18 protein-coding genes are annotated in these 21,926 nt (G+C 68.7%); 14 read left to right on the top strand and 4 right to left on the bottom strand.

Going from position 1 to position 21,926, the window contains the following annotated elements; translation table 11 throughout:
• Positions 1 to 114 precede the first annotated feature (114 nt).
• From MU407_RS02875 to map, 7 genes are all read left to right on the top strand, one after another.
• The gene (locus MU407_RS02875; protein ID WP_102235878.1) at positions 115 to 2,922 is read left to right on the top strand and encodes an aconitate hydratase; all 2,808 of its coding nucleotides are present in this window, start codon (positions 115 to 117) and stop codon (positions 2,920 to 2,922) included.
• A 175-nt stretch (positions 2,923 to 3,097) separates the two neighbouring features.
• Complete coding sequence (locus tag MU407_RS02870) at positions 3,098 to 4,231, top strand: hypothetical protein (protein ID WP_146007714.1); 1,134 nt, start codon at positions 3,098 to 3,100, stop codon at positions 4,229 to 4,231.
• A complete protein-coding gene (locus MU407_RS02865; RefSeq protein WP_146007715.1) occupies positions 4,228 to 4,710 on the top strand; it encodes a hypothetical protein in 483 nt (160 codons plus the stop codon). The genes MU407_RS02870 and MU407_RS02865 overlap by 4 nt, the downstream gene beginning before the upstream one ends.
• A 160-nt stretch (positions 4,711 to 4,870) precedes the next feature.
• Positions 4,871 to 6,835, top strand: coding sequence for a 1-deoxy-D-xylulose-5-phosphate synthase (locus tag MU407_RS02860; RefSeq protein ID WP_246955165.1), 1,965 nt, complete (start codon positions 4,871 to 4,873; stop codon positions 6,833 to 6,835).
• Between the two features lie 146 nt (positions 6,836 to 6,981).
• Positions 6,982 to 8,364: a GntP family permease gene (locus tag MU407_RS02855; protein ID WP_246955163.1), complete on the top strand. Its 1,383-nt coding sequence runs from the start codon at positions 6,982 to 6,984 to the stop codon at positions 8,362 to 8,364.
• Between the two features lie 133 nt (positions 8,365 to 8,497).
• On the top strand, positions 8,498 to 9,547 hold the full coding sequence (locus tag MU407_RS02850; protein WP_158239388.1) for a COX15/CtaA family protein: 1,050 nt from the start codon (positions 8,498 to 8,500) through the stop codon (positions 9,545 to 9,547).
• Complete coding sequence (gene map / locus MU407_RS02845; RefSeq protein ID WP_246955161.1) at positions 9,544 to 10,365, top strand: type I methionyl aminopeptidase; 822 nt, start codon at positions 9,544 to 9,546, stop codon at positions 10,363 to 10,365. The genes MU407_RS02850 and map overlap by 4 nt, the downstream gene beginning before the upstream one ends.
• Positions 10,366 to 10,404: 39 nt before the next feature.
• On the opposite strand, the gene MU407_RS02840 is transcribed toward map, so the two are convergent.
• The 3 genes from MU407_RS02840 to MU407_RS02830 form a co-directional block, all read right to left on the bottom strand.
• Positions 10,405 to 11,193, bottom strand: a complete 789-nt coding sequence (locus MU407_RS02840; protein WP_102235883.1) for an ABC transporter permease — start codon at positions 11,191 to 11,193, stop codon at positions 10,405 to 10,407.
• Positions 11,190 to 12,143: an ABC transporter ATP-binding protein gene (locus MU407_RS02835; RefSeq protein WP_246955157.1), complete on the bottom strand. Its 954-nt coding sequence runs from the start codon at positions 12,141 to 12,143 to the stop codon at positions 11,190 to 11,192. The genes MU407_RS02840 and MU407_RS02835 overlap by 4 nt, the downstream gene beginning before the upstream one ends.
• Before the next feature lie 101 nt (positions 12,144 to 12,244).
• Complete coding sequence (locus MU407_RS02830) at positions 12,245 to 13,312, bottom strand: glutathione S-transferase C-terminal domain-containing protein (RefSeq protein ID WP_102235885.1); 1,068 nt, start codon at positions 13,310 to 13,312, stop codon at positions 12,245 to 12,247.
• 207 nt (positions 13,313 to 13,519) lie between these two features.
• Between MU407_RS02830 and MU407_RS02825 the strand changes: the two genes are divergently transcribed.
• The 6 genes from MU407_RS02825 (at position 13,520) to MU407_RS02800 (ending at position 18,518) form a co-directional block, all read left to right on the top strand.
• Complete coding sequence (locus MU407_RS02825) at positions 13,520 to 14,260, top strand: winged helix-turn-helix transcriptional regulator (RefSeq protein ID WP_246955155.1); 741 nt, start codon at positions 13,520 to 13,522, stop codon at positions 14,258 to 14,260.
• Positions 14,257 to 15,684: a Fe-S cluster assembly protein SufB gene (gene sufB, locus MU407_RS02820; RefSeq protein ID WP_102235887.1), complete on the top strand. Its 1,428-nt coding sequence runs from the start codon at positions 14,257 to 14,259 to the stop codon at positions 15,682 to 15,684. Before MU407_RS02825 ends, sufB begins: the two co-directional genes overlap by 4 nt.
• Positions 15,684 to 16,991: a Fe-S cluster assembly protein SufD gene (sufD, locus tag MU407_RS02815; protein ID WP_246955153.1), complete on the top strand. Its 1,308-nt coding sequence runs from the start codon at positions 15,684 to 15,686 to the stop codon at positions 16,989 to 16,991. Before sufB ends, sufD begins: the two co-directional genes overlap by 1 nt.
• The gene (locus tag MU407_RS02810) at positions 16,991 to 17,329 is read left to right on the top strand and encodes a non-heme iron oxygenase ferredoxin subunit (RefSeq protein WP_246955151.1); all 339 of its coding nucleotides are present in this window, start codon (positions 16,991 to 16,993) and stop codon (positions 17,327 to 17,329) included. The genes sufD and MU407_RS02810 overlap by 1 nt, the downstream gene beginning before the upstream one ends.
• A gap of 66 nt (positions 17,330 to 17,395) precedes the next feature.
• Complete coding sequence (gene sufC / locus MU407_RS02805; protein WP_246955149.1) at positions 17,396 to 18,157, top strand: Fe-S cluster assembly ATPase SufC; 762 nt, start codon at positions 17,396 to 17,398, stop codon at positions 18,155 to 18,157.
• Positions 18,158 to 18,185: 28 nt separating this feature from the next.
• Positions 18,186 to 18,518 (top strand): metal-sulfur cluster assembly factor, encoded by a 333-nt coding sequence (locus MU407_RS02800; protein WP_102235891.1) that lies wholly within the window; start codon positions 18,186 to 18,188, stop codon positions 18,516 to 18,518.
• Between the two features lie 217 nt (positions 18,519 to 18,735).
• On the opposite strand, the gene ald is transcribed toward MU407_RS02800, so the two are convergent.
• Entirely contained in the window at positions 18,736 to 19,851 is a 1,116-nt protein-coding gene (ald, locus tag MU407_RS02795; protein WP_246955147.1) for an alanine dehydrogenase, read from the bottom strand.
• Positions 19,852 to 20,111: 260 nt separating this feature from the next.
• Here ald and MU407_RS02790 point away from each other — a divergent pair, with 260 nt between their 5' ends.
• On the top strand, positions 20,112 to 21,716 hold the full coding sequence (locus tag MU407_RS02790) for an ABC-F family ATP-binding cassette domain-containing protein (protein ID WP_246955143.1): 1,605 nt from the start codon (positions 20,112 to 20,114) through the stop codon (positions 21,714 to 21,716).
• Positions 21,717 to 21,926: the final 210 nt, after the last annotated feature.

Below are 21,926 nucleotides of genomic sequence, written 5' to 3'. Positions count from 1 at the left end.
TCAAGATAATTTGTGCCCCATCGCAGTTGCCCCCGCCCGGCCTCGATGCGATCCGAGCCGCGCGGCACGCCTACGATGGTGAGGTCCGTCCCGAACCGTGAGGAGTCCGCCCCGATGAGCACCGTCGACTCATTCTCCGCCCGTCAGCAGCTGACGGTCGGCGACACTGACTACGAGATCTACGCGCTCGACGCTGTCGAAGGCGCCGAGAAGCTCCCCTACAGCCTGAAGATCCTGCTGGAGAACCTGCTGCGCACCGAGGATGGTGCGAACATCACCGCCGACCACGTGCGAGCCCTGGCTGGCTGGGACCCGTCTGCTGAGCCGTCGGTCGAGATTCAGTTCACGCCTGCTCGCGTGATCATGCAGGACTTCACCGGTGTGCCCTGCGTGGTGGACCTCGCCACCATGCGCGAGGCCATGGAGGATCTGGGCGGTGACCCGGAGAAGATCAACCCCCTGGCCCCGGCCGAGATGGTCATCGACCACTCCGTGATGATCGACGTGGCCGGTCGCCTCGACGCGCTCGAGCAGAACATGGAGCTGGAGTACGAGCGCAACCGTGAGCGCTACCAGTTCCTGCGCTGGGGCCAGACCGCCTTCGACGATTTCAAGGTGGTGCCCCCGGGCACCGGCATCGTCCACCAGGTCAACATCGAGTACCTGGCCCGCACCGTCATGACCCGCGAGACCGACGGGGTGCTGCGTGCATACCCGGACTCCTGCGTGGGCACCGACTCCCACACCACCATGGTCAATGGCCTGGGCGTGCTGGGCTGGGGCGTGGGCGGCATCGAGGCCGAGGCAGCGATGCTGGGCCAGCCCGTCTCGATGCTCATCCCGCGCGTGGTCGGCTTCAAGCTCACCGGCGAGATCCCGCCGGCGGCGACCGCAACCGACGTGGTGCTGACCATCACCGAGATGCTGCGCGAGCACGGCGCGGTGGGCAAGTTCGTCGAGTTCTACGGCGAGGGTGTGGCCCAGGTGCCGCTCGCGAACCGCGCCACCATCGGCAACATGTCCCCCGAGTTCGGATCCACCTGCGCGATCTTCCCGATCGACGAGGTGACGGTGGACTACCTGCGCCTGACCGGCCGCTCCGAGGAGCAGCTCGCCCTGGTGGAGGCCTACGCCAAGCACCAGGGCCTGTGGCATGACCCGAGCAAGGAGGTGCAGTACTCCGAGTACCTCGAGCTGGACCTGTCCACCGTGGTGCCCTCGATCGCAGGCCCCAAGCGCCCCCAGGACCGCATCGTCCTGACCGACGCCAAGCAGGCCTTCCGCGATGTGCTGCCCGCCTACGCCTCCGATGAGGACGCGAGCACTGTCGAGGAGGACCCCGCTGCGGAGGGATCCTTCCCGGCCTCCGACCCCGCCGCCCCAGCATCGGACAACTCCAGCGGCGGCGAGGCCCCTGTGGAGATGCCCGAGCGGACCCAGCAGGTGCTGGGCCGCGCCTCGAAGCCCACCGCGGTGAAGGGCCAGGACTACTCGATCGACCACGGCATCGTCTCGATCGCCTCGATCACCTCCTGCACCAACACCTCCAACCCCTCTGTGATGATGGCCGCCGGCCTGCTGGCCAAGAACGCTGTCGCCAAGGGCCTGAAGGCCAAGCCGTGGGTGAAGACGTCGATGGCCCCCGGCTCCCAGGTCGTCACCGGCTACTACGAGAAGGCCGGCCTGTGGCCCGCGCTCGAGGAGCTGGGCTTCCACCTCGTGGGCTACGGCTGCACCACCTGCATCGGCAACTCCGGGCCGCTGGCCCCGGAGATCTCCGATGCGATCGCGGAGAACGACCTTGCGGTGACCGCGGTGCTCTCGGGCAACCGCAACTTCGAGGGCCGTATCAACCCCGACGTGAAGATGAACTACCTGGCCTCCCCGCCGCTGGTCATCGCCTACGCGCTCGCGGGCACCATGGACTTCGACTTCGAGAACGACGCCCTGGGGCAGGACACCGAGGGCAACGACGTGTTCCTGCGCGACCTGTGGCCCACCCCCGCCGAGGTGGAGCAGGTCATCGCCGAGTCCATCACCCAGGAGATGTTCACCGAGGACTACAAGGACGTCTTTGCGGGCGATGAGCGCTGGCAGGGCCTGGAGACCCCCGAGGGTGCGACCTTCGCGTGGGATGCGGAGTCCACCTACGTGCGCAAGCCCCCATACTTCGAGGGCATGACCGCGACGCCTGAGCCCGTGAGCGATATCGAGGGTGCGCGCGTGCTGGTCAAGGTGGGGGATTCCACCACCACCGACCACATCTCGCCGGCCGGCTCGATCAAGCTCGACTCCCCGGCCGGGCAGTACCTCAAGGATCACGGCGTGGCCCGCAAGGACTTCAACTCCTACGGGTCCCGCCGCGGCAACCACGAGGTGATGATCCGTGGCACCTTCGCGAATATCCGCATCAAGAACCTGCTGCTGGATGGGGTCGAGGGCGGCTACACGAAGAACTTCCTGACCGGTGAGCAGGAGTTCATCTACGACGCCGCGCAGGCCTATGCCGAGCAGGACATCCCGCTGGTGGTCCTGGCCGGCAAGGAGTACGGCACCGGCTCCTCCCGCGACTGGGCGGCCAAGGGCACGATGCTGCTGGGTGTGCGCGTGGTCATCGCCGAGAGCTTCGAGCGGATCCATCGCTCCAACCTCATCGGCATGGGTGTGCTGCCGCTGCAGTTCCCGGAGGGGGAGAGCGCTGAGTCGCTCGGCATCGACGGCACGGAGACCTTCTCCGTCTCCGGCATCACGGCGCTGAACGATGGCACCACGCCGAAGACCGTGAAGGTCACCGCCGCGAAGGAGGACGGTTCCACGGTCGAGTTCGATGCGATCGTCCGCATCGACACCCCCGGTGAGGCCGAGTACTTCCGCCACGGCGGCATCCTGCAGTACGTGCTGCGCTCCCTGAGCGCCGCCTGATCCGCACGGGCCGACGGAGGCATTGCGCCCGTCGGCCCGGGTATCGCCAGTGCACCTGAGCCCCCGTGAGGGAGCTCAGGTGCACTCGTGTTTTCGCATGGGGAATCCTCCCCATCGCGGGTATGCCCTCGGGAAGCGATGATGGGTGAGAAACTCAGGTGATGAAAGAGCCGGGATGATGATGACGTTCTATGGGATGGATGTTCGGCAAGGCGAGCAGTATGCGCTCAGCCTGCGGGATCGCGGTGCCGAGCTCGGGCAGCTGCTAGCTTCACTGGCGCCGCTCGTGATGGATGAGAACTCCTGGCGTGGACCGGACGCTGATGGGTTTCGCAATGGTTTTGATACGAACGTAGCTCGCCCGGGGATGGAGCTCAGCGGACGGATCAGGAGCTTCGGAGACGAGCTTGATCACCACATCCAGGAGCAGGACGAAGCCAGCGCCGCGCAAGATGATGGCTCGGGATCTGGTGCACCTTCCACTGGTAAAGATGGCGGTGGCCATAGCCCCGGCACAGACGGACCTACAGATCCAGCGCCGGTCCCGGCGACAGATGGAGTCTCCCCTCACTCTGATGGCGATGACGGTGTGGGCAACGGGAACAATTCCGGCACCAGCTCCAGGACGGGCGCCGCTCCGGGGGACCCGCTGACACAGGAGGATGCTGACCGCATCCTCGAGGAGTACCAGGTCGAGGATGACGACATGATTGATTGGGAGCTCACCGGCTGGCAGCGAAAACTCGCCGAGTTGGCAGGTATGGACATCCCCGACCCTCGGCGAATTACCGCGACGGAGGGAGAGCTGCTCGACAAGCTGGGGCCGCTGGGAAAGAAAGATTTTGCTGACAATACGGATAGGGCGTTTGTGGAGACAGAGCAGCGATACGGGGATTCGCAGGGCAATGACCCCCATGTTCCTGAAGGCGGTGCACCATTTAACGATGATCACGCAGACGCGTTCCGTCATGCGTACGTCAATGCGCTGAGCGCTCGCGATCACGGTCAGGCGTGGGCGACCGACTACTGGACAGCGCATGAGCGCATTCCAGGTAACGATGCGGCACGTGAAGCAATGGACCTCTACAACAATGAGGTGGGCCGGAGGATTGCGGCAGAGAATCCCGGTGCTAGCGATGCTGAGCTCGCTGACCTCGTAGAGCAAGCCGTTGCGAACGGCGAGATGGTGGTTATCGACTCTCAGGGAAACTTGGTTCCTTCGAATGCTGTGACTGCTGAGCAGACCGGTGCCCCGGCCCCGGGGGCACCTGAAGCCCCGGGACATCCGCAGGAGCGGCAGACGAGTTGAGCGACAGCGTGAAAAATTCTGGCAGGACGCGGCGATTGTCACGTCGTGACGCCCTGGCGGTGACGGTGCTCCTCGGAGTCGGCACGATCCCCGGATGCTTTCCGAACAAACAGGTGGAGGACGATGTGAAGCTGCGATCGGACGAGAATGTGGATCAGGAGATCCTGCGGGTCTGGGAGGACGGCGGTGATGTGGCCTTGTCCGAGATCGTTGATACCTCCTTCGACGACCTCATGGTCTTCGCCGAGGGCGCGCGAGGGGAGGTCGTCAATGATGCGGCGGGGTTTCCCTTGATTTCCGGCACCTATTACACGTCGTCGACCCAGCTGTTCCTGCTGCGCGCTGGTGGACGAGCGGTGGACGCGATCATGGTTGCTGCGGACGTTTTCGACCACAGTTCCGCGCAGTCTGTCTACGACAGCACGGTCCGGCTGGTCGGCGTGGGGGGCCGAGAGCTGGTGCAGTTGAGGGACGGCTGACGCACGTCGACCCAGGGCGCGTGCACGGCGGTGCAGACCCTGACGGGATGACGTAAATCCCCGGTGAAGATGTGCACAGATGTGATCATGCCTCGCGTCGGTACAGGTCAGGTGCCCGTACAGTGGGGCGGTCAGCACATCGGCCGAGGGAGGACAGCGCGTGACGAGCACTCGCGAGCACATCGCAGCGGTACGAGGCGAAGCCGCCGTGGCGCGGTCCTCCACCCGCCCTGCAGATCCCGCCAGCTTCGCGTTCCCGGGCGTGCTGCCCCAGGATGCGGCCGCGCTCGGCGCCCCCGCGGAGGTCGAGATCCCCGCGAATCCCGAACAGCTGCGGACGCTGCACCTCGACCAGCTGCCCGGGCTTGCCCGCACCCTTCGCCGTCGCCTGCTGGAGATCACCTCGGAGCATGGCGGGCACCTGGGCCCGAACCTCGGCGTCGTCGAGCTCACGATTGCCCTGCACCGCGAGTTCCGCTCCCCGCAGGAGCCGATCATCTTTGACACCGGCCACCAGGCCTACGTCCACAAGATGCTCACCGGCCGCCCCGACCTTGACGGTCTGCGCCGTGAGGGCGGCACCTCCGGCTACCCCGACCGTCGCGAATCCGCCCATGACGTGGTGGAGAACTCCCACGCCTCCGGCTCGATCGCCTGGGCGCATGGCATCGACCGTGCCCGCCGCCGCATCGGGCAGCGCGGCGTCACTGTCGCCGTGATCGGCGATGGTGCCCTGACCGGGGGCGTGAGCCTGGAGGCTCTGCATGAGCTGGCCGCCGACGTCGGCTCCGGTGCCGTGGTGGTCCTCAACGACAATACCCGCTCCTACGCCCCGACCATCGGCGGTCTCGCCGCCCACCTGCAGCAGCTGCGCGGTGGCGAGCTGCCTGCCGGAGCAGATCTGTTCACCGCCTTGGGCCTCACGTATCTCGGGCCCGTGGACGGGCACGACCATGCCGCTCTCGCCGATGTGCTCGCCCGCGCCCGCAGCGTCGCCGAGGACCCGGCGGCCGGTGCCGCGGTGGTCCACGTGGTCACCCGCAAGGGCGCCGGTTTCGACCGCGCTGAGGCCGATGCCCTCGACCACTGGCACGCTACCGGCCCCTTCGAGATCACCCCGCCCGCGCCCCCGGCGGCCGAGGACCCGGCCCCGCCCGCTGCCACCACCTGGACCGCGCGCCTGGGCGAGGCAGTGCTCGAGGCCGCCCGCGCCGATGAGCGCGTCATCGCCATCAGCGCCGCGATGGTGGACCCCGTCGGCCTCACCCCGATGCAGCGCAAGATGCCCGATCGGGTCCTCGATGTCGGCATCGCCGAGCAGCTCGCTCTTGGCACTGCCGCGGGGCTCTCCCGAGGTGGCGCGAAGCCGCTCGTCGCCCTCTACTCGACGTTCCTGAACCGGGCCTTCGACCAGATGCTGCTGGATGTTGCCCTGCACCACGAAGACGTCACCATCACGCTGGATCGCGCCGGCATCACCGGGGACGACGGGCCCAGCCACCACGGCATGTGGGACTTGGCCCTGGCCGCCCAGGTCCCCGGCGCGACCGTGTTCGCACCGCGCGATGGTGATCAGCTCGCCCGCGCCGTACCCGCGGCCCTCGCCACGCCGGGGCTGAGCCTCGTGCGCTTTCCCAAGGGCAAGGCCCCAGCTGCGCTGCCCGCGATCGAGACCCGCGAGGGGATCGACACGCTGCTGCGCACCGGCCCCGAGGCGGCCGATGCACCCGCAGACCCTGGAGCGCCGGACATCCTCGTCGTCTCGATCGGGGCGCTCGGCCACGCCGCCGTCGCCGCGGCCCGCGAGGTGGCCCGCGAGCACCCCGAGGCCCGGATCCACGTGATCGACCCCGTGCAGGCGCTGCCACTGCCGACGCCGCTGCTGAAGGCCGCCGTCCGTGCCCGCGCTGTGGTCACTATCGAGGACGGCGTGGTTGAGCGTGGCATCGGCGCAGCCCTCGTCCATGAGCTCACCACGCGCGCGACCCGCGAGCACCCCGCACCGCTGCTGCGCACCATCGGCGTGCCGCAGAGCTTCCCCCGACACGCGAAGCGTGAGGCCATCCTCGAACGCTGCGGCATGGACGCCGCCGGCATCGCCCGCACCCTGCGCGAGGTGCTCTGAGACCGGCCCGAGACCGCCGAGACCGGCCCTGCGCGCCTCGGTGCCCCTAGGATCCCGGCCCCAGCTGAGAGGTATATTCGCCACCGTCTGCGAGGCGACCGGCCTTGCCCCGACACCGCCGCACCTTCTCAGATCGGAGCCCCCACGTGGATACCTGGGAACAGACCCTGGGGGCGGGACCGCTGCTCGGCATCGCTGCCGCCGGTATCGCCCTGATCCTCCTGCTCATCATCAAGTTCAAGGTCCATGCCTTCGTCACCCTGGTGGTGGTCTCCGTGCTCACGGCGATCGTCGCGGGGATCCCCACCGGCGACCTCTATGAGGTGGTGATGGGCGGGTTCCGCAGCACCCTCGGGGACGTGGGCATCCTGGTCGGTCTCGGTGCGATGCTCGGCAAGCTCATCGAGCACTCCGGCGGCGCTCGGGTTCTCGCCGATTCGATGATCCGGATCTTCGGGGAACGACGGGCCCCGGTCGCCCTGGGCGCAGCCTCCCTGTTCCTTGGCTTCCCGATGTTCTTCGATGCCGGGCTTGTGGTCATGCTGCCGATCGTGTTCGCCGTTGCAGCGCGGCTGGGCGGACCGATCCTGCTCTATGCGATGCCCACCGCGGTCGCGTTCAGCGTCATGCATGTCTTCGTCCCGCCGCACCCCGGTCCCGTGGCCGCCTCCACCTATTTCGGCACCAACCTCGGTCTGCTGATCCTCGCCGGCATCGTGGTCGCGGTCCCCACCTTCTACGTCACCGGCTACCTGTGGGGGAAGGTGTGCGGCCGCCGCTTCTCCTTCACGGACATTCCCGGGGCCATCTTCTCCACCGAGGATGACGCAGACGTGAAGAATCCGCCGTCGGCGCTCACGGTGATCGCCGTGCTCCTGCTGCCGATGCTGCTGATCTTCCTGAACACCGGCGTGGACTACGCCGCGACGGCAGGGTTCATCACCGGCGAGGAGACCTGGGCGCAGGTCTTCACCTTGCTTGGCAAGTCCGGGATCGCGCTGCTGATCTCGCTGCTGGTCGCCCTGGTGGTGCTGGGCAGTGCCCGCGGAGAATCCGGCAGTGCCCTGGAGAAGCTGGTGGACTCGGCTCTGGGTCCCATCGCGGCGGTCGTGTTCATCACCGGTGCCGGCGGCATGTATGGCGGGGTGCTGCGCTCCTCCGGGATCGGCGATGCCCTCGCCGATGTCATGAACGACTTGGGCATCCCGGTGCTGCTGGCCGTCTACACCGTGGCTGTGGTGCTGCGGGTCGCGCAGGGATCGGCCACCGTGGCCCTGACCACTGCGGCCGGGCTCATGGCCCCGGCGGTGATGGCCGGAGACTTCTCGCAGATGCAGATCGTGGCGATCACGCTGGCCTGTGCGGCCGGTTCGGTGTTCGCCTCGCATGTGAATGATTCGGGGTTCTGGCTCGTCGGCCGTCTGTTCGGCATGGATATGGCCACGACGCTGCGCACCTGGACCGTGCAGCAGACCCTGCAGTCGCTCATGGTGTTCGCCATGGCGGCTCTGATCTTCCTGGTGCTGTGACGACATCCTGCGTGCCGTGACGGTGTTGTGGGTGCGGTAGCGACGTCCCTGCAGCTGTGACATCGGGCGATCGCCCGGTGCGCCGGGCCCGCCGCACCCGGCCATGCCCGGTCCCGAGACCTAGACTGCAGTTATGTCCGATCCTGCCCCGGCACCAGCGCCTCTGCCCGAGCGCCACGGCCGCATCTCCACTCTGCCCGATCCGCGTCTTGTCGACTGGGGGCCGCAGCGCCGCGCCCGCATCGTGCAGGTCGCCTTCTGGGGCAACCTGATCAGCCAGATGGGCATCATCCTCACGGGCGGCCTGGTACGCCTGACCGGATCGGGCCTGGGCTGCTCGACGTGGCCGCACTGCGAGCCCGGACAGTTCGTGCCCGAGCTGACTCTCGAGGCGGGGATCCACCCGCTGGTGGAGTACGGCAACCGCTCCCTCACCGGTGTACTGAGCATCTTCGCGGTGCTGCTGCTGGTGGTGGCCTGGCGCTGGCTGCGGCACAAGGGCGTCGGCTTCCTGCGGCTGGCGACAGTGCCGCTGATCGGCACGCTCCTGCAGGCGCTCATCGGGATGGTGGTGGTCAAGGCGGACCTGCACCCCGGCGTGGTGAGCCCCCACTTCCTGCTCTCCCCGATCCTCGCCGCCGCCTCCATGGTGCTGGTGGTGCGGCTGTATGACGGCGACGGGGTGCTGCGCCTGGCCGCTCCGCGCCTGGCCCTGCTGCTGTTCGCGCCGCTGGCCGCGATGGGATTCACGGTCCTCGTGCTGGGCACGATCGTGACCGGCACCGGCCCGCATTCGGGCGATGCCGGGGACATCGTGCGCATCACGGTCAATCCGGTGCTGATCTCCCGCCTGCACGCCGTGGCGGTGTGGATCTTCTGCGGCCTGCTGGTGGCGCTCATGGTGGTGCTGCATCGCGCAGGCGTGCGGAAGGAGGCCCGCGCGGCCGCCTGGCTGCTGCTGGGGGTCACCGTGGCCCAGGGCATCGTCGGCTACATCCAGTACTTCACCGGCCTGCCCGAGCTGGTGGTGTTCCTCCACCTGGTGGGCGCAGCGATGTTCGCCGCGGCCATCGCCCTGGTGGGCGCCCGACTGGTGACCTGGCAGGCCCCTGAGGAGGGACCGGCCACCGACATCGCCACCGGTGAGCAGCTCGATGCCGCGGATACGGCAGGTGCACGATGATCCTCGGCCGCCGACGCCGCCAACAGACCGCCGAACTGCCCACCCTCGAGCAGGCCCGCCCCGCCGGGGAGTTCGTCGCCGAAGTCCTCAGCCATCTGCGCAACGTCGTCGAGGTGGGCTGGAATCTCTTGGACGTCGATGCGGAAGCGCACCGCCTGATCCGCGAGCGAGGAGCCACCAGCTGCTACCTCGACTATGCGCCCGCCTTCGGCTCCGGCCCCTTCGGGCACGTCATCTGCACCTCCCTGAACGACGGTGTGCTGCACGGCCGCCCTCACGATCGGGTGCTGGCCGACGGAGACCTGCTCTCCCTGGACTTCGCGGTGCAGGTTGAGGGCTGGGTCGCGGATTCCTGCCTCACGATCCCGGTGGGCACGCCGCGGGAGGAGGACCTGCAGCTGATCCGCGACACCGAGCAGGTGATGTGGGCGGGCATCGACCAGGTGCGCTCCGGCGCGACCGTCGGCGATATCGGCCATGCCGTGATGACCGCGGCGCATGAGCTCGGCTACACGATCAACGAGCGCTTCGGCGGGCACGGCGTGGGCCGCACCATGCACGAGGCGCCATTCGTGCCCAACCATGGCACGCCGGGCGCTGGGGCCGAGCTCGTGGCCGGGCAGCTGATCACCGTCGAACCGTTCCTCGTACCGACCACGAATGAGCTCATGATCGATGAGCGCGACGGGTGGACACAGCTGAGCGCCGACGGATCCCGTGGCGCTCACGCCGAGCACACGCTCCAGGTCACCGACGGCGCGCCGGTCATCCTTACCGCCCGCGCCGACGACCCCGCCCCGCGCAGCTCGCTCGGCTGAGCACTCCCGGGCTCGGGCACCGCTGTCTGCGGGCGCCGCTCAGCTGTCGGTCCAGCGGAACCAGCGCATCACCGCGAGGCTGCCGCCGAGCGCCCACGCGGCCAGCACCAGCACCGCCCCGAGGCGCCACGGCGCCCCGGCGAGCGCTGCGCGCAGCAGATCCCCGAGCGCCCCGGAGGGCAGCAGATCCACGAGTCCGCCCAGCAGGGGCGGCAGGCTCGCCGAGGGGATCGCCACCCCGCCCACGGCCACCAGCAGCACGAACACGAGATTCGCCACCGCCAGCACCGCCTCGGTGCGCAGCAGCCCCGCGACCAGCAGACCCAGCGCCCCAAAGGCGATGGTGCCGAGCGCCCAGATCGGGAGCACCGCGGCGATCTGCCACAGCTGGGGACGCCACCCGAGCGCGAGAGCGAGCCCGCCGAGCACGACGAACTGGATCAGCTGCACGAGAGCGGTGGCGAGGATCTTCCCGGCGAGATACCCGTCGCGGCCCAGGGGAGTGGTGGCCACCCAGCGCAGCACCCCGTTGCGGCGGTCGAATCCGGTCTGGATCGCCTGGGAGGTGAAGGACGTGGACATCAGCGCCGTGGCGAAGGTCGCTGCGAGCGCGGTGTTGATCGTCTCGGCGCCCTCGAGGCGGCCCACCGGCAGCAGCCGCAGCGCGATGAGCACCATGGCGGGGGCGGCGATCGCGACCATGAGCTGCTCGCCGTTGGTCAGCAGAATCCGGGCTTCGAGCGCTGCATGGGAGAGGATGCGGCGTCCGCGCGGAGCGGGGGCCGGACGCGCGGTGCGGCCCGGGATGCTCGTGGGGGTGCTGCTCATCGGGTCTCCTCCGTCCTCGCTGCGCCACCGGGCGCCGCCGGGTCCCCGCTGTCGGGCCCGCTGCCGGTTCCGGTGGCGGTACCGGTCTCGGCGTCGGCGTCGGCCATGAGGTCCAGCAGGACCGATTCCAGCTCAGCGGACCCCGAGCCCACGACATCCAGCTGAGCACCGTGCGCCTGCGCGGTGCGGCGCAGATCCGCGGTGAGCGCATCGACCGCCTCGGGTGCCACGCCGTCGGCGCGATAGCGCACCGCGAGAGAGCCGCTCTGCGCCGCATGCGCATCGACGACCTCCTGCACGGTGCCGGAGGCGATCGCCCGCCCCCCGGCGATCACGCAGACCGCATCGGCAAGACCCACCACATCGTCCATGAGGTGCGTGGTGAGCACGACGGCGGTGCCGGTGCGGGCGAGCGCCCGGACGAGGTCGCGGACCTTTGCCCGGATGGCGGGATCCATCCCGGCAGTGGGCTCATCGAGGAACAGCAGCTCGGGACGGCCGATGATGGCCAGCGCCAGCGCCAGACGCTGCCGCTGCCCGCCGGAGAGGCGCCGCACGATCGTGCCGGAGAACTCATCGATCCCCAAGTGCTCGGAGACCTCCGCAACATTCAGAGGGTTCTGGTATAGGCTCGCGCCGTAGCGCAGCAGACGCCCCGCGGTGGAACCGGAAGCGAGCCCGCCGTCCTGGATCATGACGCCCACGCGGGCGCGATGCTCGGCGCTGGCGCGGTGCGGATCGGCACCTAGCGCGCGGATGGTTCCGGCGTCGGGGCGCAGCAGCCCGGTGGCGCAGGAGACCAGTGTGGTCTTCCCAGCGCCGTTGGGGCCCAGCAGGGCGGTGACCTCGCCGCGGCGGGCCACGAGGTCCAGGCCGTCCAGGGCGCGCACGGGCCCGTAGGCCAGGTGCAGGCCCTCAGCGATCAGAGCGGGGGAGGAGTGTTCGGTCATGGCCGCTCCATCGTAGGCGGGCACGGCCAGGATCCCGCTCTGTGCCCGTCGCGCGGCGCGAGGCACACGCCGGGCAGGCCACCACGGGGGGCCAAGCGCGGTCAGCGGCCCGTCACGTGCAGCGGGGTATGCGCGGGATCGACGACCTCTGCGGTCAGCGGCGGCTCAGGGGCACTGCCACCCGGCCCCCAGGTGTCGGTCTCGAAACGGTTCCGGTCATGGGGCGTAAGCAGCGGCTCGAGGTCGGGGCCCGTCGGCACGATGCGCGTGGGATTGATGTCCTCGTGCACGTAGTAGTAGTGCCGCTTGATCTGCGCGAAGTCCACGGTGTCGCCGAAGCCGGGGGTCTGGAACAGATCCTTGGTGTAGTTCCACAGATTCGGCATCGAGGCGAGGGTCTGGCGGTTGGCCTTGAAGTGGCCGTGGTAGACGGGATCGAAGCGGATCAGGGTGGGGAACAGCCGCACATCGGCCTCGGTGATCATCGGCCCCATGAGGTAGCGGCGGTCCGCCAGGCGCTCCTCAAGCTCATCGAGGGCCTCCCACAGCAGGTGGTACTCCTTTTCGTAGGCGTCCTGGGAGCCGGCGAACCCCACCTTGTACACCCCGTTGTTCACGCGGTGCAGCATCCAGTCATTCAGCTCGTCGATCTGTTCGCGCAGCGCCGCGGGGTATAGATCCGGTGCGCCCTCACGGTGGAAGGCGGTCCACTGGGTCGCGAAATCCAGGGTGATCTGCTGGAAGTCGTTGGTCACCACGGCCTTGGTGGGGACATCCACGATCGCCGGCACGGTGATGCCGCGCGGGTAGTCCGCGAAGCGTGCGAAATACGCCTCCTGCAGACGCTCGTAGCCGAGCACCGGGTCCTTGCCGCCCGGGTCGAGGTCGAAGGTCCAGGACCGGGCGTCATGCGTGGGGCCGGGCATGCCCACGCTGATGGCCTCTTCGAGTCCCAGCAGCCGACGGGAGATCAGGGTGCGGTTCGCCCACGGGCAAGCGCGGGCGGCGATCAGCCGGTAGCGCCCGGCCTCGACCGGCCAGCCGTCACGGCCGTCGACGGTGATGCGGTCGGCGATGTAGTTCATGTCGCGGTCGAAGGCCTTGCCGGGCTGGACGTAGGCGCCCCTGGTCGGGTGCTCCAGGGCGGGGGATGAGTCGTGCTCGGTCATGGTTCTCCTTCGGTGTGCGGAGCACCGAGGATAGTTGAATGTGGCACAATGTGCGAGATGTGATCCACTTGTGGTGACGTGGAGGACGCGGGGTGCGGGACTGCTCGGATCCGGCGCCGCCCGGGTGCCCCGTGGCACATCTCTCGTCGGCCTTTTAGAAACCTGAGTGTTGTAAAATCGATCGGGCCGACGACGGGAGGGATGCACGTGACGGAACCGGAGAACGAGCACGGCGCGACCCCGACGACGCGCGAGAGGCTCGTCGAGGCGATCTCCGCCCACGGTCCGATCACCGCTCGCGCGCTCGCCGAGCGCTTCGGACTGACCTCCGCTGCGGTGCGACGCCACCTCACGGTCCTCGAGGCCGAAGGGGTCATCGCCGAGCACGTCGTGCCCGTGGCCCAGCGCGGCCGCGGTCGACCCAGCAAATCCTTCGTCCTCTCCGCCTCCGCCCACGAGCACCTGCCCGGCGGGTACGACGAGATCGCCATCCTGGCGATGCAGGAGCTCGCCCGGGTGGGCGGCGAGGAGGCCGTCGAGCGCCTGGCCGCCGAACGGGTCGCCGACTGGGAGGACGAGCTGGATGCGCGCGTGACCGCGACCGAACAGGCCGCCGGTGACGAGCTCACCCCGGTCGACCGTCTCGAACTGCTCAGCGAGCTGCTGACCGAACGCGGCTACGCGACGACCGTGCGCCCACTCAGCGTCCCGCTGCCCGCCCCGGCTCGGCAGGAGGGCAGCGCAGCGCGTACCCTCGTCACGGCGCAGCTCTGCCACGGCCACTGCCCGGTTCTCGACATCGCCGCGGAGCATCCGCAGCTGTGCGAGGCCGAGACCCGGGTCATCTCCCGCATCATCGGCGCCCCCGTGCAGCGCCTGGCCACTCTGGCCCAGGGAGCCCATGCCTGCACGACTCACATTCCGCTCACCGAGGGAAGGACACCATGACGAGCGCACCAGAGAAGCTCACACAGGACGAGATCATCGAGTCCGTGGGCCAGTACGCCTACGGCTGGCACGATTCCGACGACGCCGGCGCCTCCGCCCGCCGTGGGCTCAGCGAGGAGGTCGTGCGCGACATCTCGGCCCGCAAGGGTGAGCCCGAATGGATGCTCGAGCGGCGCCTGAAGGCCCTCAAGCTGTTCGAGAAGAAGCCGCTGCCCACCTGGGGCCCGGACCTGTCCGGCATCGCCTTCGAGGACATCAAGTACTTCGTCCGCTCGACTGAGAAGCAGGCCACCTCCTGGGAGGACCTGCCCGAGGACATCAAGGAGACCTACGACCGCCTGGGCATCCCCGAGGCGGAGAAGCAGCGTCTGGTGGCCGGTGTGGCCGCGCAGTACGAGTCCGAGGTCGTCTACCACCAGATCCGCGAGGACCTGGAGGAGCAGGGCGTGATCTTCCTGGACACGGACACCGCCCTCAAGGAGCACCCGGAGATCTTCGAGGAGTACTTCGGCACCGTCATCCCCTCCGGTGACAACAAGTTCTCCGCCCTGAACACCGCGGTGTGGTCCGGCGGCTCCTTCGTCTACGTCCCCAAGGGCGTGCACGTGGAGATCCCGCTGCAGGCCTACTTCCGCATCAACACCGAGAACATGGGCCAGTTCGAGCGGACGCTGATCATCGCCGACGAGGGCTCCTACGTGCACTACGTCGAGGGCTGCACCGCCCCGATCTACAAGTCCGATTCGCTGCACTCCGCCGTGGTGGAGATCATCGTGAAGAAGGACGCCCGGGTGCGGTACACGACCATCCAGAACTGGTCGAACAACGTGTACAACCTGGTCACCAAGCGCACCACCGTCGAAGAGGGCGGGACCATGGAGTGGGTCGATGGCAACATCGGCTCCAAGGTCACTATGAAGTACCCGGCGGTGTGGCTGATGGGCGAGCACGCCCGCGGCGAGACGCTGTCCATCGCCTTCGCCGGCGAGGGCCAGCAGCAGGACACCGGCTCCAAGATGGTCCACATGGCCCCGCACACCTCCAGCTCGATCGTCTCCAAGTCGGTCTCGCGCGGTGGCGGCCGGACCTCGTACCGCGGCCTGGTGCAGGTGATGCCCGGCGCCGAGCACTCCGCCTCTACGGTGCTGTGCGATGCGCTGCTGGTGGACCAGATCTCCCGCACCGACACCTACCCCTATGTCGACGTGCGCGTCGACGATGTCCAGATGGGCCACGAGGCCACCGTCTCCAAGGTCTCCGAGGAGCAGCTCTTCTACCTGATGAGCCGCGGCATGGAGGAGCCCGAGGCGATGGCGATGATCGTGCGCGGGTTCATCGAACCCATCGCACGCGAGCTCCCGATGGAGTACGCCCTTGAGCTGAACCGCCTGATCGAGCTGCAGATGGAAGGAGCAGTCGGTTGATGACCACCGCAGATGTGACCGGTGCCGAGAGCACGGGGGATCCCGCGGCCAACGAGAACGTGGCGCATGCCGCGGGCGCCGCGCCCGTGGCCGCGCAGGACGCCCTGCAGGGGGTCGAGACCGAATCCGAGGTGACGCTGGAGGACGAGGGCCTGGAGGTGGGCGCGCACCACGCCGCCGACAACCGTGGCTCACGCCTGCGCTCCTTCGAGATCGCCGACCATGAGACGCCGCGCAGCAACATCGAGGAGTGGCGCTTCACCCCGCTGCGCCGTTTCGCCGCCCTGTTCGAGGACGCGCCGACGGATGACCGCGAGGGCGATCCCGCGCTCGACTACGACGTGCAGGCCCCCGCCGGGGCCGCGGAGATCACTGCCCTGGCCCCCGGCGCCGCACCGCGCGGCACCGTGCTGGTGCCCGAGGACCTGCCGGCGGCCATCGCCTCCGCCCGGTCCGAGGAGGCGCTGCACCTGGTGGCACCCAAGAACGCGGCCCTGGATGACCCGTTCCGCGTGAATATCACCGGCAGCGGCGTCGACCGTCGCGCCAATGGGCACATCGTGCTGGAGACCGCGGAGTCCGCGAGCGCAACCTTCGTGCTACGCCACACCGGCTCGGCGCAGTACGCCCAGAACGTCGAGATGGTGGTCGGAGACAACTCCCAGATGACCGTCATCACCCTGCAGGACTGGGACGATGACGCCATCCACATCTCCACCCATCACGCCAAGCTGGGACGCGATGCGAAGCTCAAGCACATCGTCGTCTCCCTGGGTGGCTCCGCGGTGCGCGTGAGCGTCACCGGTGAGCTCGCCGCCCCGGGCGCCGAGGTGGAGAACCTGGGCCTCTACTTCTCCGACGAGGACCAGTTCCTCGAGCACCGCCTGTTCGTGGACCACGCCGCCCCCAACTGCACCTCCGACGTGGCCTACAAGGGCGCGCTGCAGGGCAAGAAGGCACGCAGCGTGTGGGTGGGCGATGTCCTCATCCGCAAGGAGGCCGAGGGCACCAACACCTACGAGCTCAACCGCAACCTTGTCCTCACCGAGGGCGCGCGGGCGGACTCCGTGCCCAACCTCGAGATCGAGACCGGGGAGATCGAGGGCGCCGGCCACGCCGCCGCCACCGGTCGCTTCGACGACGAGCAGCTGTTCTACCTGCGCGCTCGTGGCATCCCCGAGCTCGAGGCGCGACGCCTGGTGGTGCGCGGCTTCTTCGCCGAGCTGATCCAGAAGATCGACGTCCCCGAGATCCGCGAGCACCTGTTCGAGTCCATCGAGGCTGAGCTGGCCCGGAGCATGAACTGATGTCGGACGCCTACGTTCCCGTCGCGCGCCTGAGCGACCTCGCCCCCGGTGAGGCGATCGACGTCACCCTCGGTGACCTCGAGCTTGCCGTGGTGCGCGACGCGGACGGCGGCGTCCACGCCCTCGAGGACCGCTGCTCGCACGACGAGATCGCGCTGAGCGACGGCGACGTCGAGGGCTGCACCATCGAATGCTGGAAGCACGGCAGCCAGTTCGACCTGCGGACCGGTCGACCCCTGCAGCTGCCGGCGGTCCTGCCCGTACGGGTGTTCCCCGTGCGGGTGGACGAGGGGCGCGACGAGATCCTCGTGGATCCCAGCGCGCCCCCCACCCCCTGACTCCGGGCCCCTCGGCCCTTCACCCACCACAGACACACCAGAGCACCTGGTCAAGGAGAACCGCACATGTCCATCCTGGAGATCAAGAACCTCCACGCCACCGTCGAGACCCCCGAGGGCACCAAGCAGATCCTCAAGGGCGTGGACCTCACCATCAAGGGTGGGGAGACCCACGCGATCATGGGCCCCAACGGCTCGGGCAAGTCCACCCTCGCCTACGCCATCGCCGGCCACCCCAAGTACGAGATCACCAAGGGTGAGGTGCTGCTGGACGGCGAGGACGTGCTGGAGATGGAGGTCGACGAGCGCGCCCGCGCCGGCCTGTTCCTCGCTATGCAGTACCCCGTCGAGGTCCCCGGCGTGACCGTCTCGAACTTCCTGCGCACCGCCAAGACCGCGATCGACGGCCAGGCCCCGTCCCTGCGCCACTGGGTCAAGGACGTCAAGAACGCCATGGATGACCTGCGCATGGACCCCGCCTTCGCCGAGCGCAACGTCAACGAGGGCTTTTCCGGCGGCGAGAAGAAGCGCCACGAGATCCTGCAGATGCAGCTGCTGAAGCCCGCCATCGCGGTCCTCGACGAGACGGACTCCGGTCTGGACGTGGATGCGCTGCGCATCGTCTCCGAGGGCGTGAACCGCGCCAAGGAGAACACCGACGTGGGCATCATGCTCATCACCCACTACACCCGCATCCTGCAGTACGTGAAGCCGGACTTCGTGCACGTGTTCGTGGACGGCAAGATCGCCGAGCAGGGCGGTCCCGAGCTCGCCGAGCGTCTGGAGGCCGAGGGCTACGACCGCTACCTCACCGGCGCGGGCGCCTGAGCCTGCCGCTGGGGATCAGGAGGATCCCATGACCGATCAGCAGACCCCGGCCTCGTCCGTCACCAAGGAGGACGTGATCGAGGCGATGAAGGATGTCATCGACCCCGAGCTCGGGATCAACGTGGTGGATCTGGGTCTCGTCTACGGTGCGACCGTCGAAGACGGTCACGCGGTGGTGGACATGACGCTGACCTCCGCCGCCTGCCCGCTGACGGACCTGCTCGAGGAGCAGACCTTCGCGGTGCTCGACCCGATCACCGAGTCCCACCGCATCAACTGGGTGTGGATGCCGCCGTGGGGCATGGAGAAGATCACCGAGGACGGCCGCGAGCAGCTGCGCGCCATCGGCTTCAACCTCTGACCCGCTGACCCCCACCTCGCATCGCGAGCGCCCCCGGCCCGACAAGGCCCCGGGGGCGCTCGCATAAGGTCGGTGAGCGTCAGCTTCACCGCGGGAGGTCAGGCCCCGCGTCCGCTCACGTGGTCCGCCACGAACCTGGGCCGTGGCGGCAGCCTCTCACCCATCGACACCTGATGCCGGTGGGCGCGCCCGACGCCGGGCGCACCCACCCGCACGATCAGCCGAGGACCTCCTGGCGGTCCGTCAGCTCGAGGCCATGGGCTTCCGCCGTCCCGTCATGCACCAGCTTGCCAGCGTGGGTGTGCAGGCCCTTGGCGAGCGCCTCATCGGCGCGCAGCGCATCCTGCCAGCCGCGATCGGCGAGCTTCAGCACGTAGGGGATCGTCGCATTGTTCAGTGCGCGCGTGGCCGTCACGGGCACCGACCCCGGCATGTTCGCCACGCAGTAGTAGACGGTGTCGTGCACGGCGAAGGTCGGGTCGTCATGGGTGGTCGGACGCGAGTGCTCGAAGCATCCGCCCTGATCGATCGCCACATCGACGAGCACCGAGCCGGGCTTCATCGACCGCACCATCTCATCGGTCACGAGCTTGGGGGCGCGCTTGCCGGGGATCAGCACCGAGCCGATCACCACGTCGGCCGTGGCGATCTCATCCGCCAGATCCAGCGCCGTGGAGTACCGGGTGCGGAAGTGTCCGTGGTGCGTGATGGCGAGCTGGTTCAGACGCGGCACGTTCAGGTCGATCACCGTCACCTCGGCCTGCAGCCCGTAGGCCATGATCGCCGCCTGCTCCCCGACGATGCCGCCGCCGACCACCAGCAGCTTCGCCGCGGGCGTGCCGGGGACGCCGCCCATCAGCATTCCGGAGCCGTCCAGCGGGGCCATGAGATGGTACGCGGCCACCTGCGTGGCCAGACGCCCCGCGATCATGCTCATCGGCGTCAGCAGCGGCAGGGAACGATCCGGAAGCTGCACGGTCTCGTAGGCGATCGCGGTGGTGCCCGCCTCCAGCAGCGCATCGGTCAGCGCCTTGTCGGCCGCAAGGTGCAGATATGTGAACAGCACCTGGTCCTTGCGCAGGAACTTGTGCTCCTCGGGCAGAGGCTCCTTCACCTTCACGATCATGTCCGCGCGCTGCCAGACCTCGTCGGCTCCATCGACGATCTCCGCGCCGGCCGCACGGTAGGCCTCATCCGTGATCCCGGATCCGATTCCCGCCCCGGACTGGACGATGACCTCGTGTCCGTGGCGCTCCAGCTCATGGACGGCCGGAGCGTTGAGCCCCACCCGATCCTCGTTGTTCTTGACCTCCCGGGGAACCCCGATCAGCATCGCGTGGCCTCCTTGCAACGTGCCTGCTCCGTCAGCTGCGGACCGCCGATGCGGCCGCCGCTGCCACTATTGCACCTTCCGCCTGCCCGTGCCGGCCATCTGCGCAGGGCACGTCCGGCAGAACGGACGATGTGGGACACGGCACCGTGGCCCCGTCGACCGCGGCACGGCCCGCTGGCCACCCCTAGACTCGATCCGGTCCGCAGCGCCTGCCGCGCGCCACAGAAAACGCCCGCTGCGTGCCACAGAAGGAGCCGCCCGTGATCACCGTGCACGACCTCGCCATCCGCGTCGGCGCACGCCTGCTCATGAGCAACGTCTCCTTCCAGGTCACCGCCGGAGACCGGGTGGGGCTCGTGGGCCGCAACGGCGCCGGGAAGACCACCCTGACCCGCGTGCTCTCGGGCACCCTGGATGCCACCGAAGGCAGCGTCGAGATCAGCGGGGAGCTGGGCTACCTCCCGCAGGACACCCACAGCGGCGAAGACACCGAGACGGTGCTGGCCCGCATCCTCTCCGCCCGCGGGCTCGACGGGATCCTGCGCCGCCTGCGCCGCGCCGAGCAGGAGATGGGGGATATGTCCCTCAGCGAGACCAAGCGCATCAAGGCCATGGAGCGCTACCCGCGTCTGGAGGCAGAGCTCGACGCCGTCGGCGGCTATGCGGCGGAAGCCGAGGCCAAGCGCATGGCCGCGAACCTGGGGCTGCCCAATCGGCTGCTCGAGCAGCAGCTCGGCACCCTCTCCGGCGGACAGCGGCGCCGCGTGGAGCTCGCCCGCATCCTGTTCTCCCAGGCCGAGACGATGATTCTGGATGAGCCCACCAACCACCTCGACCACGACTCGATCGTGTGGCTACGCGAATACCTCATGAGCTTCCGCGGTGGCCTGATCGTCATCAGTCACGACGTCGAGCTCGTGGAGCAGGTCGTCAACAAGGTCTTCTACCTCGACGCCAACCGCGCCGTGATCGACATCTACAACATGGGCTGGAAGCAGTACCTGCGCCAGCGCGAGGACGACGAGAAGCGCCGCAAGCGCGAACGTGCCAACGCGGAGAAAAAGGCCTCGGCGCTCACCGCCCAGGCGGAGAAGATGCGCGCCAAGGCCACCAAAGCCGTGGCCGCCCAGAACATGCTGCGCCGGGCCGAGAAGATGCTCGACGGCGTCGAGGAGGAGCGCCGGGCCGACAAGGTCGCCTCCCTGCGTTTCCCGCGGCCCGCCCCCTGCGGGAAGACGCCGCTCATGGCGCAGGGCCTCTCCAAGTCCTACGGGAGCCTGGAGATTTTCACCGATGTGGACCTCGCGATCGACCGCGGCTCCCGCGTGGTGGTGATCGGCCTGAACGGCGCGGGCAAGACCACCCTGCTGCGGATCCTCGCCGGAGTGGATCCGGCGGACACCGGCGAGATCATCCCCGGGCACGGGCTGCGGATCGGCTACTACGCCCAGGAGCACGAAACCCTCGATCTTGAGCGCACGGTGCTGGAGAACATGATGACCGCTGCCTACGAGCTGCCGGAGGTGGAGGCCCGCAAGATCCTCGGCTCATTCCTGTTCACCGGCGAGGACGTGCACAAGCCCGCCCGGGTGCTCTCCGGCGGGGAGAAGACCCGCCTGGCGCTCGCGACCCTGGTGGTCTCCAGCGCGAACGTGCTGCTGCTGGATGAGCCGACGAACAACCTCGACCCGGCGAGCCGTCAGGAGATCCTCGGGGCGCTCTCCGCTTTCGAGGGCGCGGTCGTGCTGGTCTCGCACGACCCGGGCGCCGTCGCGGCGCTGAACCCCGAGCGGGTGCTCATGATGCCCGACGCCGTCGAGGACCTGTGGAACGACGAATACCAGGAGCTCATCGAGCTCGCCTGAGGGCGGAGGAGCGGTGCCGCACCGCCGACAGGCATTCATCCGGCCCGGTCGCGGGGTCGCGGCAGCCTGCCGCGACCGCATCCCCCCGTTACCGTGTGAGCACCCCCGATGGTCGGGGGTCTGGTCGCTCGGCCGGGTATGGCTTTGTTGCCCTGCCATTCATGGTCCGGGGGGTGTTGCCGCCCGGTCGAGAGACACGCGTTGACCGCT

Origin of the sequence: Brachybacterium sp. Marseille-Q7125 (assembly GCF_023062615.1) — a bacterium.
Lineage (GTDB): Bacteria > Actinomycetota > Actinomycetes > Actinomycetales > Dermabacteraceae > Brachybacterium.
The sequence above is the reverse complement of the archived record's forward strand: the minus strand, read 5'-3'. Positions and strand labels throughout refer to the sequence as shown.

Excerpts from the sequence above, each read along its gene's own strand:
- MU407_RS02875 (WP_102235878.1), top strand. The coding sequence starts at position 115 with ATGAGCACCGTCGACTCATTCTCCGCCCGTCAGCAGCTGACGGTCGGC.
- MU407_RS02870 (WP_146007714.1), top strand. The coding sequence starts at position 3,098 with ATGATGATGACGTTCTATGGGATGGATGTTCGGCAAGGCGAGCAGTAT.
- MU407_RS02850 (WP_158239388.1), top strand. The coding sequence starts at position 8,498 with ATGTCCGATCCTGCCCCGGCACCAGCGCCTCTGCCCGAGCGCCACGGC.
- map (WP_246955161.1), top strand. The coding sequence starts at position 9,544 with ATGATCCTCGGCCGCCGACGCCGCCAACAGACCGCCGAACTGCCCACC.
- MU407_RS02840 (WP_102235883.1), bottom strand. The coding sequence starts at position 11,193 with ATGAGCAGCACCCCCACGAGCATCCCGGGCCGCACCGCGCGTCCGGCC.
- MU407_RS02835 (WP_246955157.1), bottom strand. The coding sequence starts at position 12,143 with ATGACCGAACACTCCTCCCCCGCTCTGATCGCTGAGGGCCTGCACCTG.
- MU407_RS02830 (WP_102235885.1), bottom strand. The coding sequence starts at position 13,312 with ATGACCGAGCACGACTCATCCCCCGCCCTGGAGCACCCGACCAGGGGC.
- sufB (WP_102235887.1), top strand. The coding sequence starts at position 14,257 with ATGACGAGCGCACCAGAGAAGCTCACACAGGACGAGATCATCGAGTCC.
- sufD (WP_246955153.1), top strand. The coding sequence starts at position 15,684 with ATGACCACCGCAGATGTGACCGGTGCCGAGAGCACGGGGGATCCCGCG.
- MU407_RS02810 (WP_246955151.1), top strand. The coding sequence starts at position 16,991 with ATGTCGGACGCCTACGTTCCCGTCGCGCGCCTGAGCGACCTCGCCCCC.
- sufC (WP_246955149.1), top strand. The coding sequence starts at position 17,396 with ATGTCCATCCTGGAGATCAAGAACCTCCACGCCACCGTCGAGACCCCC.
- MU407_RS02800 (WP_102235891.1), top strand. The coding sequence starts at position 18,186 with ATGACCGATCAGCAGACCCCGGCCTCGTCCGTCACCAAGGAGGACGTG.
- ald (WP_246955147.1), bottom strand. The coding sequence starts at position 19,851 with ATGCTGATCGGGGTTCCCCGGGAGGTCAAGAACAACGAGGATCGGGTG.